The 14,300-nt window shown below is 68.2% G+C and carries 14 protein-coding genes; 6 read left to right on the top strand and 8 right to left on the bottom strand.

The features are described 5' to 3' along the window. Positions 1-2: 2 nt before the first annotated feature. A complete protein-coding gene (locus ACFUEJ_RS00605; protein ID WP_388026947.1) occupies positions 3-1,148 on the top strand; it encodes a hypothetical protein in 1,146 nt (381 codons plus the stop codon). A 7-nt stretch (positions 1,149-1,155) separates the two neighbouring features. Here the strand turns inward: ACFUEJ_RS00605 and ACFUEJ_RS00610 are convergent, their stop codons facing one another. The 4 genes from ACFUEJ_RS00610 to ACFUEJ_RS00625 are packed head-to-tail and all read right to left on the bottom strand — an operon-like array spanning position 1,156 to position 4,920. After that, on the bottom strand, positions 1,156-1,824 hold the full coding sequence (locus tag ACFUEJ_RS00610; protein WP_058252790.1) for a response regulator transcription factor: 669 nt from the start codon (positions 1,822-1,824) through the stop codon (positions 1,156-1,158). Further along, complete coding sequence (locus ACFUEJ_RS00615) at positions 1,821-3,374, bottom strand: ATP-binding protein (protein ID WP_388026950.1); 1,554 nt, start codon at positions 3,372-3,374, stop codon at positions 1,821-1,823. The genes ACFUEJ_RS00610 and ACFUEJ_RS00615 overlap by 4 nt, the downstream gene beginning before the upstream one ends. After that, positions 3,355-3,759, bottom strand: coding sequence for a hypothetical protein (locus ACFUEJ_RS00620; RefSeq protein ID WP_388026953.1), 405 nt, complete (start codon positions 3,757-3,759; stop codon positions 3,355-3,357). Before ACFUEJ_RS00620 ends, ACFUEJ_RS00615 begins: the two co-directional genes overlap by 20 nt. Positions 3,760-3,816: 57 nt before the next feature. Beyond that, positions 3,817-4,920: an alpha/beta hydrolase gene (locus ACFUEJ_RS00625; protein WP_388027283.1), complete on the bottom strand. Its 1,104-nt coding sequence runs from the start codon at positions 4,918-4,920 to the stop codon at positions 3,817-3,819. Between the two features lie 153 nt (positions 4,921-5,073). Between ACFUEJ_RS00625 and ACFUEJ_RS00630 the strand changes: the two genes are divergently transcribed. Next, positions 5,074-5,643: a type 1 glutamine amidotransferase domain-containing protein gene (locus ACFUEJ_RS00630; protein ID WP_058252794.1), complete on the top strand. Its 570-nt coding sequence runs from the start codon at positions 5,074-5,076 to the stop codon at positions 5,641-5,643. Positions 5,644-5,660: 17 nt separating this feature from the next. On the opposite strand, the gene ACFUEJ_RS00635 is transcribed toward ACFUEJ_RS00630, so the two are convergent. Further along, a complete protein-coding gene (locus ACFUEJ_RS00635; protein WP_065629448.1) occupies positions 5,661-6,272 on the bottom strand; it encodes a maleylpyruvate isomerase family mycothiol-dependent enzyme in 612 nt (203 codons plus the stop codon). Between the two features lies 1 nt (position 6,273). Beyond that, entirely contained in the window at positions 6,274-8,268 is a 1,995-nt protein-coding gene (locus ACFUEJ_RS00640) for an OPT family oligopeptide transporter (RefSeq protein ID WP_065629512.1), read from the bottom strand. 247 nt (positions 8,269-8,515) lie between these two features. Between ACFUEJ_RS00640 and ACFUEJ_RS00645 the strand changes: the two genes are divergently transcribed. Further along, positions 8,516-9,154 carry a TetR/AcrR family transcriptional regulator gene (locus ACFUEJ_RS00645; protein WP_388026958.1) on the top strand — a complete coding sequence of 213 codons (639 nt, stop codon included), beginning with the start codon at positions 8,516-8,518 and terminating at the stop codon, positions 9,152-9,154. On the opposite strand, the gene ACFUEJ_RS00650 is transcribed toward ACFUEJ_RS00645, so the two are convergent. Continuing rightward, positions 9,155-10,756: a GMC oxidoreductase gene (locus ACFUEJ_RS00650; protein WP_388026961.1), complete on the bottom strand. Its 1,602-nt coding sequence runs from the start codon at positions 10,754-10,756 to the stop codon at positions 9,155-9,157. It abuts the gene before it with no gap. Positions 10,757-11,189: 433 nt separating this feature from the next. Here ACFUEJ_RS00650 and ACFUEJ_RS00655 point away from each other — a divergent pair, with 433 nt between their 5' ends. Beyond that, the gene (locus ACFUEJ_RS00655; RefSeq protein ID WP_065629450.1) at positions 11,190-12,026 is read left to right on the top strand and encodes an SDR family oxidoreductase; all 837 of its coding nucleotides are present in this window, start codon (positions 11,190-11,192) and stop codon (positions 12,024-12,026) included. A gap of 19 nt (positions 12,027-12,045) precedes the next feature. Here the strand turns inward: ACFUEJ_RS00655 and ACFUEJ_RS00660 are convergent, their stop codons facing one another. After that, the gene (locus tag ACFUEJ_RS00660; protein ID WP_058252867.1) at positions 12,046-12,468 is read right to left on the bottom strand and encodes a DUF5313 domain-containing protein; all 423 of its coding nucleotides are present in this window, start codon (positions 12,466-12,468) and stop codon (positions 12,046-12,048) included. A gap of 55 nt (positions 12,469-12,523) precedes the next feature. Between ACFUEJ_RS00660 and ACFUEJ_RS00665 the strand changes: the two genes are divergently transcribed. Both ACFUEJ_RS00665 and ACFUEJ_RS00670 read left to right on the top strand, forming a co-directional pair. Next, positions 12,524-13,018 (top strand): MarR family winged helix-turn-helix transcriptional regulator, encoded by a 495-nt coding sequence (locus ACFUEJ_RS00665; RefSeq protein WP_058252800.1) that lies wholly within the window; start codon positions 12,524-12,526, stop codon positions 13,016-13,018. 32 nt (positions 13,019-13,050) lie between these two features. Then, positions 13,051-14,229 (top strand): CaiB/BaiF CoA-transferase family protein, encoded by a 1,179-nt coding sequence (locus tag ACFUEJ_RS00670; RefSeq protein ID WP_058252801.1) that lies wholly within the window; start codon positions 13,051-13,053, stop codon positions 14,227-14,229. Positions 14,230-14,300 lie beyond the last annotated feature (71 nt).

The raw sequence follows: 14,300 nt of genomic DNA on the forward strand, positions 1-14,300 counted from the left end.
ACATGAGCCGACGCGGCCTGGGGCCGATGGACGAGTATCCCATTCACCAACTGCCACAGCCGATCGCCTGGCCGGGCAACAGCGATCGCAACTTCTACGACCGTGCGTACCTCAACGCCCACGACCGCAGCGGCACCATCTTCCTCATCACCGGCATCGGTTACTACCCCAACCTGGGTGTGAAGGACGCGTTCGTGCTGATCCGGCGGCGGAACCCGGACGGCACCGACACCCAGACCGCGGTGCACCTCAGCGACGCGATCGACGACAACCGGCTCGAGCAGCGCGTCGGCAACTATCGGCTGAGCATCGAGAACCCGCTGCGCGCGCTGCACCTGACGCTGGACGAGACCGAGGGCATCGCCCTGGATCTCCACTGGGAGGGACTGTTCGACGCGCTGCTCGAACAACCGCACGTGATGCGCCAGGGCGCGAAGGTCACCCTCGACGCGCAGCGGTTCGCGCAGGTCGGCAGCTGGGGTGGATCGATCACCGTCGACGGCGAGGACATCGTCGTCGATCCGTCCACCTGGATCGGCACTCGCGACCGTTCGTGGGGAATCCGGCCGGTCGGGGAGCCCGAGCCGGCGGGGCGACCGGCGGATCCACCGTTCGAGGGCATGTGGTGGCTGTACGTCCCGATGGCCTTCGACGATTTCCAGCTCGTCCTCATCATCCAGGAGGACCCCGACGGATACCGCACGCTCAACGACTGCTCGCGTGTGTGGAAGGACGGACGCGTCGAGCAACTGGGTTGGCCGAACGTCTCGATCCATTACGCACCGGGCACCCGGGTGCCCACCGGGGCAACGATTTCCACGACCGGTGCGGGGGGTTCATCCGTGACGCTGGAGGTGGAGTCACTGCTGCCCGTGCCCATCCACGTGGGCGGCGGTTACGGCGGTGACCCCGACTGGACCCACGGCGTCTGGCGCGGAACGGACTTCACCGAACGACGCACCTACGACATGACGAGTGCCGAGATCGTCGGCCGTGTGCCGTTCGGCGTGATCGACCATGTCGGACGCGCCGAATGCCGGGAGTCCGACGGCACCACCCGCACCGGCTGGGGACTCTTCGAGCACGGGGCGCTCGGCCGACACGATCCGTCCGGGTTCGCCGACTGGCTCAGCGTCGCACCGGAGTGACAAGCGGCTAGTTCGACGCGCGTAGCCGATACCCCATGCCGCGCACCGTCTCCAGCCGGTGAGAACCGATCTTGTTCCGCAGGGCGCGCACGTAGACGTCGACCACATTCGATGCCGGGTCGAAGTCGTAACCCCAGACGTGGCCGAGGATCTGTTCGCGCGACAGCACCTGATCGGGATGCCGCAGGAACACCTCCAGCAGCGCGAACTCGCGAGCGGTGAGGTCGAACGTCTCGGTACCCACCCGGGCGCGTCGGGACTTCAGATCCAGCCGCAGATCCCCGGCGGACAGCAGGTTCTCCGACGCGACGGCCGAGTCGTCGACGAGTCGTAGCCGGATGCGGGCCAGCAGTTCGGCGAACTGGAAGGGCTTGGTCATGTAGTCGTTGGCACCGCCCTCGAGACCGTTCACCGTGTCGCTCACGCTGTCTCGGGCGGTGAGTACGACGACCGGCGTCGTGATCCCTTCGCCGCGCATGGAATACAGGACGTCGAAGCCGTCCATCGCCGGGAGACCGATGTCGAGGACGACCATGTCGAAGCCACCGCTGCGCACGGCCTCGAGCGCCGACAAGCCGTCGGACACGTGCTCGGTGCTGTACCCGGCCGCACGCAGTCCGTTGCCGATGAACGAGGCGATCCGCGCGTCGTCCTCGGCGATCAGAACCCGGCTCATCGCCGCTCTCCTTCTGCTGGCACCGACGGCGCTGCATCGGCGTTGGGGGTCGTGTCGGGAACCGGGACGTCGATGCCGAACGTGGCACCGTGACCGGGAATGCTACGCACATAGGCAATTCCGTGATGGGCGTCGGCGATGGCCCGCACGATCGCCAGCCCCAGCCCGGCACCGGACGCGTGCTGGGGCGCCGAGGCCGACTGCCCGCGCTGGAACCGCTCGAAGATCCGCGCCGCGTCCTCCTGCTCGACCCCCGGACCGTCGTCGGTGATCCAGATCGACAGGTGTCGCTGCGCTCCGACGCCGGCGAAGCGTGAGCCCAGCTGGATGACCGAGCCGGCACGGGTGTGCCGAACCGCGTTGGAGGCGTACTGCAGCATCGCCTGGGTGATCCGGTCGTGATCCACCACGCACGGGCCCTCGGCGACCTCCATGAGCAACCACTCCCGGTCACCGAGCGGTTGCACCTTGGACTCGATGTCGAGCATCAGCTGAGCCGCGTCGGTCGGCCTGGCCACCACGAAGTCGGGTTGCTCCGACTTCGCCAGCATGAGCAGATCGCCGACGATGCGGCCCATCCGCCCCAGCTCGCTGTCCACGAGATCGAGGGTCTTGCGCCTCTCCTCCGGATCGTCGGGCAACAACTCGAGATGGCCGCGCACGACCGTGATCGGAGTCCGCAGTTCATGTCCGGCGTCGTCGACGAACTGCCGCTGCGTCGTGTAGGCATCCTCGATACGGTCCAGCATCGCGTTGAAGGTCTGGGCCAGCGCGGCCACGTCATCGCGTCCGATGACCGGGACCCGTGCAGTGAGGTCGTTCTCGCTGATCTCGGCAGCGACCATCCGCACACTGCGGACCGGCGCCAGTATCCGGCCCGCGACCAGATACGCCACGCCGGTGGTGACGATCATCCCGGCCAGGCCGACGATCGCCAGCACCCGCATCGTGCGGTCGACCAGTTCCCTGCCCGGTTCGGTGTAGATGCCGACGATGAAGGTCCCCGGCTGCGCCGCGCCCGACGCCGGGTCGGCCGAGCCGCCACCGACCGGCGTCAGATCCACCTTGCCCCAGCGGATCTCACCGTGCGCGGTCATCAAGACCCCGGCCGCCCCGCTCTGGGCCCGCAGTTCGTCGAGGACGCGACGCCCCTCGCCCGGGGCCGGCCAGGCGTTGCCCGGCAGTTCGAGGATCTCGGTGTCGCCGACGACGCCGGCCATGACCTCGCCCTCACCGGCCGACTGCCGCGACAGGAACACCTCGAGCAGTCGCGACACCGAGGTGAACGGTTCCGTCGTCGTCGGATCGACCCCCTCGGACGCGAACGTCCGGAACTCGCTCGCCTCCTGCGCGACGTAGTTGTTCACCCGGGTGTCGACGTCACGGAGCAACAGGTTGCGCGTCACCACGAACACCACCACCAGCAGCAGGAACGTGGTGAGCATGATCCAGGCCGTGATACGCCAACGCGCCGAGAGCGCGGGGCGCTGACGCACACCCGCACTCTCGGCTGGTCTCGCTGTCGCGTCGTCAGTCGTCCTGGCCGTCATCGATGTCATCGTCCCAGTCGTCGTTCTGGTCGTCCCAGTCGTCGTCGTCCCGGCCGTTGTCGTCCCAGTCGTCATCACAGTCGTCGTCGCGATGGGCCGCGTTGACGTCGCACCAGTCGTCGTCGTCCGAACCCAGGTTCGGCGGGACGGCCCGCTGCACCGGCGCGCCGGCCGGGACCTGGGGAACCGGGGCCGCGGCCGGGGTCTGCACCTGCGGCGACTGCGCGGGAGCAGTCGCGGCCTCCGGCGTCTGGGACACATCCACGGACACGGCGTCGGAGGCCAGGCTGGGCTCGGGCGAACGGATGAGGAAGAAGCTGGCAGTCACGACGGCAACCGCGAGCGCACCGAGGGCGATGGTGGCGAGTACTCGTGAGAAGTTCATGTCAACGACTCTGACGGACGCCGGTGAGGCGTCCATGAGTCGAGGATGAAGGTTTTTTCATCTACGAACTGCGTGCACCGACGTCAGGAACTCGTCGATGCGGGGCCACGTCTGCTCGACCGCAGCGGACCCGGCGATCAATCCCAGATGGCTGGTCTCCACCGTGGTGAACTCGACGCGCGGCGCCCCGGAGAGCAGCCCCACCCCGTGGTGGGCGGCGGCCCAGCTGACGATCGCGTCGCGGTGACTGCCGAACAGCGCGACCGGTACCGCCACCTCGGCGAGGTCGACGACTCGACCGCCGAAGTCGAGCACCCCGTCGGCGAGTTCGCCGCGCATGATGAAGTTCTCCCACATCTGCTCGGACACCTTGCCCGGATAGCCGGGCATCGTCTCCTGGAAACGGTCGATGGCCTTCATCCGGGTCAGCGCGTCGGTGTCGTCGGCGTTGCGCAGGATGTAGCCCGGCTTCTTGAGTTCGCGCTGCCAGGCCGTGCCTCGATAGGCGAGGCGGACCAGCGGCGCGGGGATCCCGCCGAGCGCTCGCAGCGCCATCGTCACCGGCGCGGTGCCGACCGGTTTCATCAGCGTCTTGACCAGCGGATACGGTGGGACTTTGGAGTAATCGAGAGGCGTCCCGACCGCGACGACCGACGCCACCGGCAGGTCTGGGTTCGCGGCAGCGGTCAACAGGCTGATCGTCCCGCCGATACTCCACGCGAGCAGATCGACTCCTGCGGAATCCCTCGACGTTCCGGCGGCCGGGTCATCGGCGCTGCCGTAGAAGTCTGCGACGGTCGCGGCGACGGCCCCGGGGACGATGTCGTCGAAGAAGTCGGCGAACCCGAGGTGTCGGTCGGCGCGGGTCATGTCGCCGAAGTCGAGCACGTACGGAACCCGGCCGGTCGACAGGAGGAACTGCACCACCGACAGCCCGTCGGCGAGGTCGTAGCACGATGTGGACACCGCGAGCGGTGGGATCAGCAGCACCGGTCGCCGTCCCGTGCCGACGGCTGCGATCACCTCGTCGTCGGTGCCGTACCGCCGCAGCGTACGGTGCGGTCCGTCGGCGATCACCGTGTGCGGCGTCTCGTGGGACTCGCCGATCTGTCCACCACGTGCCAGATGGACCAGCGTCGCGACGCCGTCGAAACCACCCACCCCTACCTCCCAGTCTTCGTCCGGGAACATTCAACACACCCCGCCCGGGTCATGCCCGGGCGGGGTGTGACCGTTTGGTGCACGACACCCGCGGGTACCGGATCCGACGAGGCACCGATGCCGTAGTCGGTGCGTACAAGGAGGTACACGGCCATGGCCGAAGAACTGAACGGCACCACCATCGCTTTCCTCGTCGCCCAGGAGGGCGCCGAGCAGGTCGAACTCACCGAACCGTGGAAGTCGGTCGAGGCGTGCGGCGGCAAGCCCGTCCTGGTGTCCACCGACTCCGGCACGGTGCAGGCGTTCAACCACCTCGACAAGGCCGACACCTTCCCCGTCGACACCCCTCTCGAGGACGCCCGCGTGATGGACTTCGACGCGCTGGTCCTGCCGGGCGGTGTCGCGAACCCGGATTTCCTGCGAACCTCGGAGCCCGCCGTCCGCTTCGTGCGCAGCTTCTTCGATGCCGGCAAGCCGGTCGCGGCCATCTGCCACGCGCCCTGGACCCTGATCGAGGCCGACGTTGTCCGCGGCCGCACCCTCACGTCGTTCCCGAGTGTGCGCACCGACGTCATCAACGCCGGCGGCACCTGGGTCGACGAGGAGGTCGTGACATGCCGCGACGGGGACAACGTGCTGATCACCAGCCGCAAGCCCGACGACCTCGCCGCCTTCAACGCCGCGATCGTCGCCGAGTTCGCGCGCACGAATGTCGCGAGCTGACCGCCCCGTCGGGGACGTCAGACGACGGACAACGGTGCAGATTCCCTGCCGGTCAGGGTGAGCAACGCCTGCTCGCCCTGACCGGTGAGCAGTGCGGTGGCGGCCGCCGTCGACAGCGCTGACGCCAGCACCTCGGCCGGCAGCGGGAGATCGGAACCGATCGCCCGCGAGATGTCGAGACCGTGCACCGCGAGTTCGAAGGTCCGGGTGGGCAGGTAATCGGACAGCATGATGCCGCCGAACGGCGTCGTCAGGGGCCGATCCCCCGTCCCCGCAAGGGCGTCGACGGCCTGTGCGCGCCGCTCCCGGACCCCGGCGCGCGGATCGTTCCCCAGGGACAGCCCGGCGTCCACTCCTCGCTGTCGGACCGACGCGGGGTCTCCGTAACCGCGGATCGATGCGAAATAGGCCGCGGTCGAGGTCAATTCGACATCACCACCGGGCTCGGCCAGGTAGGTGACGACCGTCGTCAGCGATCTGCTCGCGTGTCCGACGAGCGATCGCAACGACCATTCGCCGAGACCGGGTCCGTCCCAGCGATCGTCGGCGATCAGGTCCACCAACCGCGTCAGATGCTCGGCACCGGCCGTGAAGTCGTCGATCGCACGTGCCAGTATTCCCTCTGCCATCTCAGTCCTTCGGAGTGCCGGCGGTCGTCGACGACGTCCCGCTCGCGGTCGCTATCTTGCGGACACGGTCGTAGAGGAGGGCGATGGTCGCGGCGAACACGATGACGCCGAGGATCTGTGCCCAGGTCCCGAAGCCGTCGCCGACGATCGCCAGCGCCGAGTCGTCGCCCGTGGCCGCCACGATGCCGGCGAAGACCACGCCGAAGAGCGCCTCGCCGACGATCAGGCCGGTGGCCAGCAGGACACCCATCCTCTTCTTGTGTTCCACTGCGCCGCCGCTGCGTTCGGCCCAGCGGTTGTAGTAGTGACCGATGAAGGCGCCGATCGGGATGATCAGGACCACCGACATCGGCAGGTACATGCCCATCCCGACAGCCAGCGGCGGCAGCCGGAAACGCCCTGCGCGACCGAGGAGTTCGTCGATAACGATCACCACCGCGCCGATCAGGGCGCCGATTCCGACGAGTCCCCAGTTCAGGTCCGCCCCGAGGACACCTTGCGCGAGGGTCGTCAGCAGCCCGGCCTGCGGTGCCGCGAGCGCGTCCTCGGTGGCACCCGGCGCGCCGACGAACCCGAAGGCCTCGTACATCAGCTGCAGGATCGGCGGGATCACGGCCGACCCGAACAGCACGCCGATGATCAGCGCCACCTGCTGTTTCCACGGTGTCGCCCCGACGAGTTGACCGGTCTTGAGGTCCTGCAGGTTGTCATTGGAGATGGTCGCGACGCCGAAGACGACCGCGGCCGTGAACAACGTGTAGGCGATGAGCGCGTCCGTCTGCGAGTCGTCCGCCGGCCCGAAGGTCAGCTTCACGAGCAGTGCGGCGATGAGAACCACCAGGATGCCCACGCCGGAGATGGGGCTGTTCGACGACCCGATCAGGCCCGCCATGTACCCGCACACCGACGCGACCGCCAGTCCGATGACGAACACGAAGACGATGCTGACCACGATGATCCCGGTGGCACTGCCCTCCAGAACCGTGTCGCGCACGAAGTCCCACAACAGGATTCCGATCGGGATGAGCAGCACGAGGATGCTGCCGCCGACGATGTTGATCGGCATGTCCCGCTCGGTGATGTCGACCGTGACCCCCTCCCGACGCGATCGCGAGGAGACCATGGCCGCCCGGATTCCCCGCACGATCGGACCGATGACCTTGATCAGCGTCCAGACGGCCGCGATGGCGATCGCCCCGGCCCCGATGAGTCGCACGTCGTTGGCGAAGATCGAGCTGACGGCGTCGCCGAAATCCTCCCCCGCCGTGCGCCCCTGGGTCTCGATGGGCAGCAGTACGACGTAGGAGATCACCACCCCGACGAGCATGGCGATGCCCACGGTGATCCCGACGAGATGGCCGATGCCGATCAGCGACATCGACAACCCGGCACTGAACAACGTTCCGCCCGTGCCGATCCTGATCGTCGTCGAGATCGAATCGCTGAGGACCTGGAGTTTGGTGAGCAGGGCGAAACCGGCCGACGCGAGCGAACCGATGACGATCGTGCGCAGGCCGGCCTTGTTCTCCGCGGCGCCGCCCGCGGAATCGCCGACCTTCAGTACCTCTGCTGCCGCAACGCCTTCCGGGTAGGGCAGGTCGGAGCCGGTGACCAGCGCGCGCCGTAGCGGGATCGAGTACATGACGCCGAGGATTCCGCCGATCGCGCACACCGCCACCGTGATCCAGTACGGAAAGCCCGTCCACCATCCGATGATGACCAGACCGGGTATGACGAAGATGATCGCCGACAGCGTGCCGGCGGCCGACGCGATCGTCTGGACGATGTTGTTCTCGACCACCGAGTGGTTGGCGAAGTACCGCAGAATGCTCATCGAGATGACGGCGGCCGGGATCGCGGTGGCGAACGTGAGGCCCACCTTGAGTCCGAGGTACACGTTGGCGGCCGTGAAGACCAGCGTGATGATGCCACCGAGGACGGCACCTCGGAGCGTCAGTTCTCGCAGGTTCGCCGTGGCCGGAGGCGCAGTCGCCATCTGGTCCCTCCCAACAGTCGGGTCCTGCGACCGGCGGTCGGTCGGACGGTGGATCATCCGGGCATTCGTCGATCCACCTTAGGCCCGGATGACCACTCGCGCTGCGACTTCCCGCGCAGCCGGGGTCGGTTCGCGTGTCGCGTCGACGCACCTCCGTACGGCACTGACCGCTTTGCGGTGTTTCGGCGAGTCGGACACGGCCACCATCCCGGCGTCTCGATCGGCGACGGTAGGGCATCATCGGTCCATGAGCGAAGGGAAGACGGAGCAGTCTGCCCGCACCCGTGCGCTGCTCATCGAGGCGGCCGAGAAATTGATCGCCCTGAACGGGGTCGCGGCCGTGTCCAGTCGCCAGATCAGCAAGGCGGCCGGTCAGGGCAACAACTATGCCGTCGGCCATCACTTCGGTTCCAAGGACGATCTCCTCCGCGCCACCCTGACGTCGCACAACGTCCCGATCGAGCGGCTTCGCCAGAAATGCCTGTCGGAGGTCGGACCCGACCCCGGGGTCCGCGACTGGCTCCGCTGCCTCGTCGGGCCCGAGGTCGAGTACCTCGCACAGATCGGTGCGCCGAGCTACTTCGCCCGGTTCTTCGCCCAGGTGTCGAGCGATCCGTCCGCGACCGCCCTGCTCTACGAGGAGACCGCGCGATCGGAGGTCCTCATGACGATCCTCGACCGGTTCTACGCCACCTTGCCGACCTTTCCCGACGACGTGCTCGAAGTGCGCAACAACCTGACGCGCCACATGATCGTCAACGCGCTCGCCGACATCGAACGGGCCGCCGCGGACGGCGGGATTCGAACAGCCCCATGGGAGCACGAGCGCGACCTGGTCGTCGATGCGCTGACCGGGATGTGGCTCGCGCCGGCCGCCTCCCGGTGATCAGATGACCGTGCCGACATCCCGGGCGACGATCCGGTCGAGAGCGCGCTCGGCGACCGCCGCGATGGTCATCGACGGATTGCAGGCCGCGGTGTTGCCCGGCATGAGTGCGCCGTCGATGACGTAGAGCCCGCGCTGGCCGTGGACGCGTCCCTCGAGGTCGCACACCGCACCCATGTTGGCCCCGCCGAGCGCGTGCCAGGTCGAGGGGAACACCGCATTGGTGTCCGTCAGGACGGCGTCGGGTCCGGCGATCCGGCGCACGGTCCGGTCGATGTGCTTGGTCTGGATCTCCGAATCGCCCTCGTGTGGCCAGCGGATCACCGAATCTCCGATCGCCGAGTCGTAGGAGATGACGCCGCGTCCCGAACTCACCCCGAAACCGACCATCATCGTGGTGCCGGCGTACACGGGTAGTGGCGGCAGCGATGCCTGGATGACGGTGAACGCGCTCTTCGGATCGCTCCAGTTGGGGCTGCCGAAGACCACCGGTCCGCCCTGTACCGTCCCGAAGTCGATACTGGGGCTGGTCCAGGTGTAGATCCGGTCGGCGTTGGTGCCCCATCCGTGCCCCACCCCGTCGGGCAGGCCCGGCACGGTTCCGGTCGCGCGCGCCTTCACCAACAGCTTGGTCGTGTTCACGCTGCCCGCCGACAGGATGAGTGTCCCTGCGATCAGTTCGTTGTGCTCCAACACTTTTCCGGACTCGTCGGTGCGTTCGACCTCGAGGGACCATCGGCCGTCGGGTCGGCGGGCGACCTGCCGCACGGTGTGCAGGGTTCGGACCTGAACCCGCCCGGTCGCCTCGGCCTCGCGGATATAGGTGACGTCGACGCTGTGCTTGCCACCGTTGTTCACGCCGATGGCGCCGTCGCCGTTGGTGTAGGCGGGCTTCATCTCGCCACGCAGCTCGGCCGCGGCATACCCCCAGTCGATCGGCATCGGGATCTTCTGCAGCGGAAGGCCCTCGGCCCGAACTCGTTTCGCGAACTGTCGCGGTGCCAGGTATTGCGGGGAACGCACCACCGAATCGGGCGCCACCGCGACCTTCAGCATCCGCGCGACCCGCGGGTAGTGCACACGGTTCATCAGTTGCCAGTCGAGCGCGTTCGGGAAGTGCTCGTTGAACACCGCCTCGCTCGGTTGCAGTGTCATGCCCTGGTAGACAAGGGAACCACCGCCGAGGCCGGCCGGGCAGAGTGCGGTCATGTTGACGCCCGCGACCGACTCGAACAGTCCCACATAGGGTTCGACGCTCAGCGGCTTGCCGAAGAGGTTCGGGGTCGACTCGTGCCACAGGATCCGCTTGTCCGGACTCGACGCACGCGGGAAGGTCTCCGAGTTCGGACCCGTCGGCCACCGCCGGCCCCGCTCGAGCAACAGGACCGGCACGCCGGCCTGCGCGAGCCGGAGCGCCGCGACGCCACCGCCGAATCCCGAGCCGACGATCACCACCCGATGCTCTTCGCGTGTCCGCCGGATACGTCGCGATGGATCTCCTGACGCCGGCCCGGCTCCGGTGACGGCCGCGGCCGCCGAACCCGCCGCGGTCATCGCCGCCGCTCGCAGGAAGGCACGTCTCGTCGGTGATACCCCGGTCATGGTTCTCCTGTCGTTCGGCGCGAGATGGCGCCGGGTGCTTGGTGATTCGGCAGCTCGAGAGACGGTGGAGACCGTGGTCGCGGGTCGAGGACGCCGCGTGGGACGGACCGGGGCGTGGCCGTCGCGACACAGGATTTGTCATGGACGACCTGTGTGTCAAGGGCCACTTCGGTAACCAGCGGTGATCGGGGACATCGCCGACGCAACCCTTGACATGCCCTTCAGTCATGTGACTGAATCGTCGCGGGCGTGGGTAGGGCCGCCATCGGTGTACGGCCGATGCGCGGGCGTGAGTGCGGCGCGCCGCGCTCGCGTGGACCTGGTCGGGATCGTGGCCGAGTGCCGAAGAGCGCAGAGAGGACGGGGAGTTCGCCGAGCAGGCGGCAACGGAACGCTAGGATGACGCGACCATTTGTCGCGGGCGGGGAGTTGCATGTCTGATCATCTGCAGGGCAAGACCATCATCATCACCGGCGCCGGTGGCGGTTTCGGCAAGGTGATCGCGGAGATGTGCGCGGCACAGGGCGCTCACATCGTCGGTGTGGACATCGACGCCGACGGGCTCACCGCGGTCGCCGACGGCATCACCGCCACCGGCGGGTCGGCTGTCGCACACGTCGCCGACGTCACCGACATGGACCAGATGAAGGGCGCCGCGGCGGCGGCCGTCGACCGGTTCGGTGCGATCGACGTGATCGTCAACAACGCCGGGGTGATGCCGCTGGCGTTCTTCGCCGACCACGAGCGGGCCTGGGAGAAGTGGCACCGGGCCATCGACATCAACATCAAAGGCGTCGTGAACGGCATCTCGGCGGTGTACGACCAGATGATCGCGCAGGGCCGGGGTCAGGTGGTCAACATCGCGTCGATCTACGGCAACGGCGGCTTCGAGGGCTCGGGTGTCTACAGCGCGACCAAGGCCGCCGTGACGATGCTGTCGGACTCCTTACGCATCGAGGCCAAGGGCAAGATCAAGGTGACGACGGTCAAACCGACCGGCGTGGCCGGCACCAACCTGGCGAGCTGGATCGTCAACGACCGCGCGATCCGCGGGATCGTCGGGCAACGTGCGGCGTCGTACCGCGAGCACATCACGGAGCTGATGCAGGGCACGCTGCCCGACGAGCTCGTCGACGTCGACTCGGTGAAGTACTGGCTGATCACCCCGGAGGATCTCGCCCGGGCGGTCGTGCATGTCATCGACCAGCCGTGGGGCATCAGTCTGTCCGACGTGACGGTCCGGGCCAGCGGCGAGGACTACCTGTACTGAACGCCGGCGCCGTCTCGGCCTAGTTCGACGGGCGGCGTCGTTCACCGCGGTACTTGCGGTGGTACTCGTCGTAGAGGTCCGAGTTCTTCTCTCGTTCGAGCTTGTTCACCAGGTCGGGATCGAGTCCGTGCTGGACGAGCCGGTGACGGCGGTAGACCCGGTTCAACGCGATCGAGAAGAAGAGGTAGGCCAGCAGGATCGGCATGGTCATCGTGATCCGGACGCCCCAGTCGGCCGGGACGAACAGCATCGGGGTCAGCACGATGATGCACGGCACCGCCCAGCGGACCACCATGCGTACCGACGCACCCGGGCCGGCCAGGTCGTTGGTCACCCAGCCGAGCATCGATTTCGGCAGACGCGCCCAGTAGGCGTACTTCACGTACTCCCAGGCGTTCGGCTTGGTGCGCGGTGCAGAGGTCACCTGTCGATCGTGCACCACGTGCGGGAGTCGTCCGACGTCGCCTCCCCCACCCCGGCTGGGTAACCTGACCGGCATGGGTTCGGAGATGACCGCGTCGGCCGACGACCCCACCGGCCCGGATCCGATCAGCGGCCTCGAGGCCGAACTCACCGATTTCTGGCGACGGGGCCGGGTGCGCACCCGGTTGCGCGCCCGCGCCATCGACCCGCGGCTGGACCCGTCGTGCTACCCGCTCATCACCGTGCTGGCCCGGCACCATTCGATGCCGATGTCGGATCTGGTCACCGCCGTCGGCATGGAGAAGTCGACGGTGACGCGGCAGATCGACGCGATCGTGCGCCTCGGGCTCGCCGAGCGGCACCCCGACCCGCGCGATGCCCGCGCCCGCGTGGTCACCCTCACCGAACACGGTCGTGAACGCGTCGACGCCGTGCTCGCCTCGGCGGTCACCGATTGGCGGGCACGGTTGGCCCAATGGGACCCCGACGACATCCGGACGCTCACGTATCTGCTGCATCGCCTCACCGAGGCCACGAACGATCCCGAGGCCGGCGAGGGGTCTCGTTGACCGGGCATGGCACCGTCGGCGATCCTTGGCCGGTGACTCCGGACGAAGGACTTCTGCCCCTCGAGGGCATCACCGTGGTGGCGCTCGAGCAGGCCGTCGCCGCACCGCTGGCCACCCGGCACCTCGCCGATCTCGGCGCCCGGGTCATCAAGGTGGAACGGGTCGGTGACGGGGACTTCGCGAGGCAGTACGACGCGGCGGTGCGAGGCGGCGCCGCCTCGCACTTCGTGTGGCTCAACCGCGGCAAGGAGTCGGTCGCGCTCGACCTCAAGAGCGAGGACGGACGCCACGCGATCCGAACCCTGATCGCCGGCGCGGACGTCTTCGTCCAGAATCTCGCTCCCGGGGCGGCCGCCCGGCTCGGACTCGCCGCCGACGATCTGCGCGCCGACCATCCCGAGCTCGTCGTCGTCGACATGTCCGGATACGGCGACGCCGGACCGTATCGCGACCGCAAGGCCTACGACATGCTGGTGCAGGCCGAGGCCGGGCTGATCTCGGTGACCGGGACGCCCGACGAGATGTCCAAGACGGGTATCCCGACCTCCGACATCGCAGCCGGTATGTACGCACTGACCTCCGTACTGTCGGCGCTGTTCCGACGCGCCACCACCGGAGTCGGCGCGCGCGTCTCGGTGGCCATGTTCGACGCCACGGTCGAATGGATGGGCCACCCGATGTACATGCGCCTGTACGGTGGCCGGCAGATCGCCCGTGCCGGGCTCGGCCATGCGGCGATCGTGCCCTACGACAAGTACCCGACCGCCGACGGCGACATCCTCATCGGCGTCCAGAACGACCGCGGCTGGGACACGCTCACCCGCGTGGCCCTCGAGCGCCCGGATCTGGCCGACGACCCCCGCTATCGCACCAACATCGAGCGGGTCGCCCGGCGAGCCGAGGTCGACGCCGCGATCGGCGCCGAGACCAAACGCTTCACCACCGACGAGCTCGACCGTCGCCTCGCCGACGCGGGCATTCCCGCGGCCGAGATCCGCGACCTCGAAGGCGTCGTCGCGCATCCGCAGCTGAGTGAGCGCGACCGCTGGCGCGAGGTGGACACCGAGGTCGGCCCGGTACGGGCGCTGCTTCCGCCGCTGACCTTCGACGACGTCGAGCTCGCGATGGGTCCGGTACCGGCTCTCGGACAGCACACCGAGGCGGTGTTGCGGGAATTCGGGATCGGCGTCCCGCCGACGCCGTCGGCGTAGGATCGGCGGAACGGACCTGCAGCCCTCGGGTCCGCTTGTCATGCACGGATACGACGACCTCTCGGAGGCGA

The organism is Gordonia sp. NPDC057258 (assembly GCF_042668985.1).
GTDB classification, from domain to species: Bacteria; Actinomycetota; Actinomycetes; order Mycobacteriales; family Mycobacteriaceae; genus Gordonia; species Gordonia hongkongensis.

Excerpts from the sequence above, each read along its gene's own strand:
- ACFUEJ_RS00605 (WP_388026947.1), top strand. The coding sequence starts at position 3 with ATGAGCCGACGCGGCCTGGGGCCGATGGACGAGTATCCCATTCACCAA.
- ACFUEJ_RS00610 (WP_058252790.1), bottom strand. The coding sequence starts at position 1,824 with ATGAGCCGGGTTCTGATCGCCGAGGACGACGCGCGGATCGCCTCGTTC.
- ACFUEJ_RS00615 (WP_388026950.1), bottom strand. The coding sequence starts at position 3,374 with ATGACGGCCAGGACGACTGACGACGCGACAGCGAGACCAGCCGAGAGT.
- ACFUEJ_RS00620 (WP_388026953.1), bottom strand. The coding sequence starts at position 3,759 with ATGAACTTCTCACGAGTACTCGCCACCATCGCCCTCGGTGCGCTCGCG.
- ACFUEJ_RS00630 (WP_058252794.1), top strand. The coding sequence starts at position 5,074 with ATGGCCGAAGAACTGAACGGCACCACCATCGCTTTCCTCGTCGCCCAG.
- ACFUEJ_RS00635 (WP_065629448.1), bottom strand. The coding sequence starts at position 6,272 with ATGGCAGAGGGAATACTGGCACGTGCGATCGACGACTTCACGGCCGGT.
- ACFUEJ_RS00640 (WP_065629512.1), bottom strand. The coding sequence starts at position 8,268 with ATGGCGACTGCGCCTCCGGCCACGGCGAACCTGCGAGAACTGACGCTC.
- ACFUEJ_RS00645 (WP_388026958.1), top strand. The coding sequence starts at position 8,516 with ATGAGCGAAGGGAAGACGGAGCAGTCTGCCCGCACCCGTGCGCTGCTC.
- ACFUEJ_RS00650 (WP_388026961.1), bottom strand. The coding sequence starts at position 10,756 with ATGACCGGGGTATCACCGACGAGACGTGCCTTCCTGCGAGCGGCGGCG.
- ACFUEJ_RS00655 (WP_065629450.1), top strand. The coding sequence starts at position 11,190 with ATGTCTGATCATCTGCAGGGCAAGACCATCATCATCACCGGCGCCGGT.
- ACFUEJ_RS00665 (WP_058252800.1), top strand. The coding sequence starts at position 12,524 with ATGGGTTCGGAGATGACCGCGTCGGCCGACGACCCCACCGGCCCGGAT.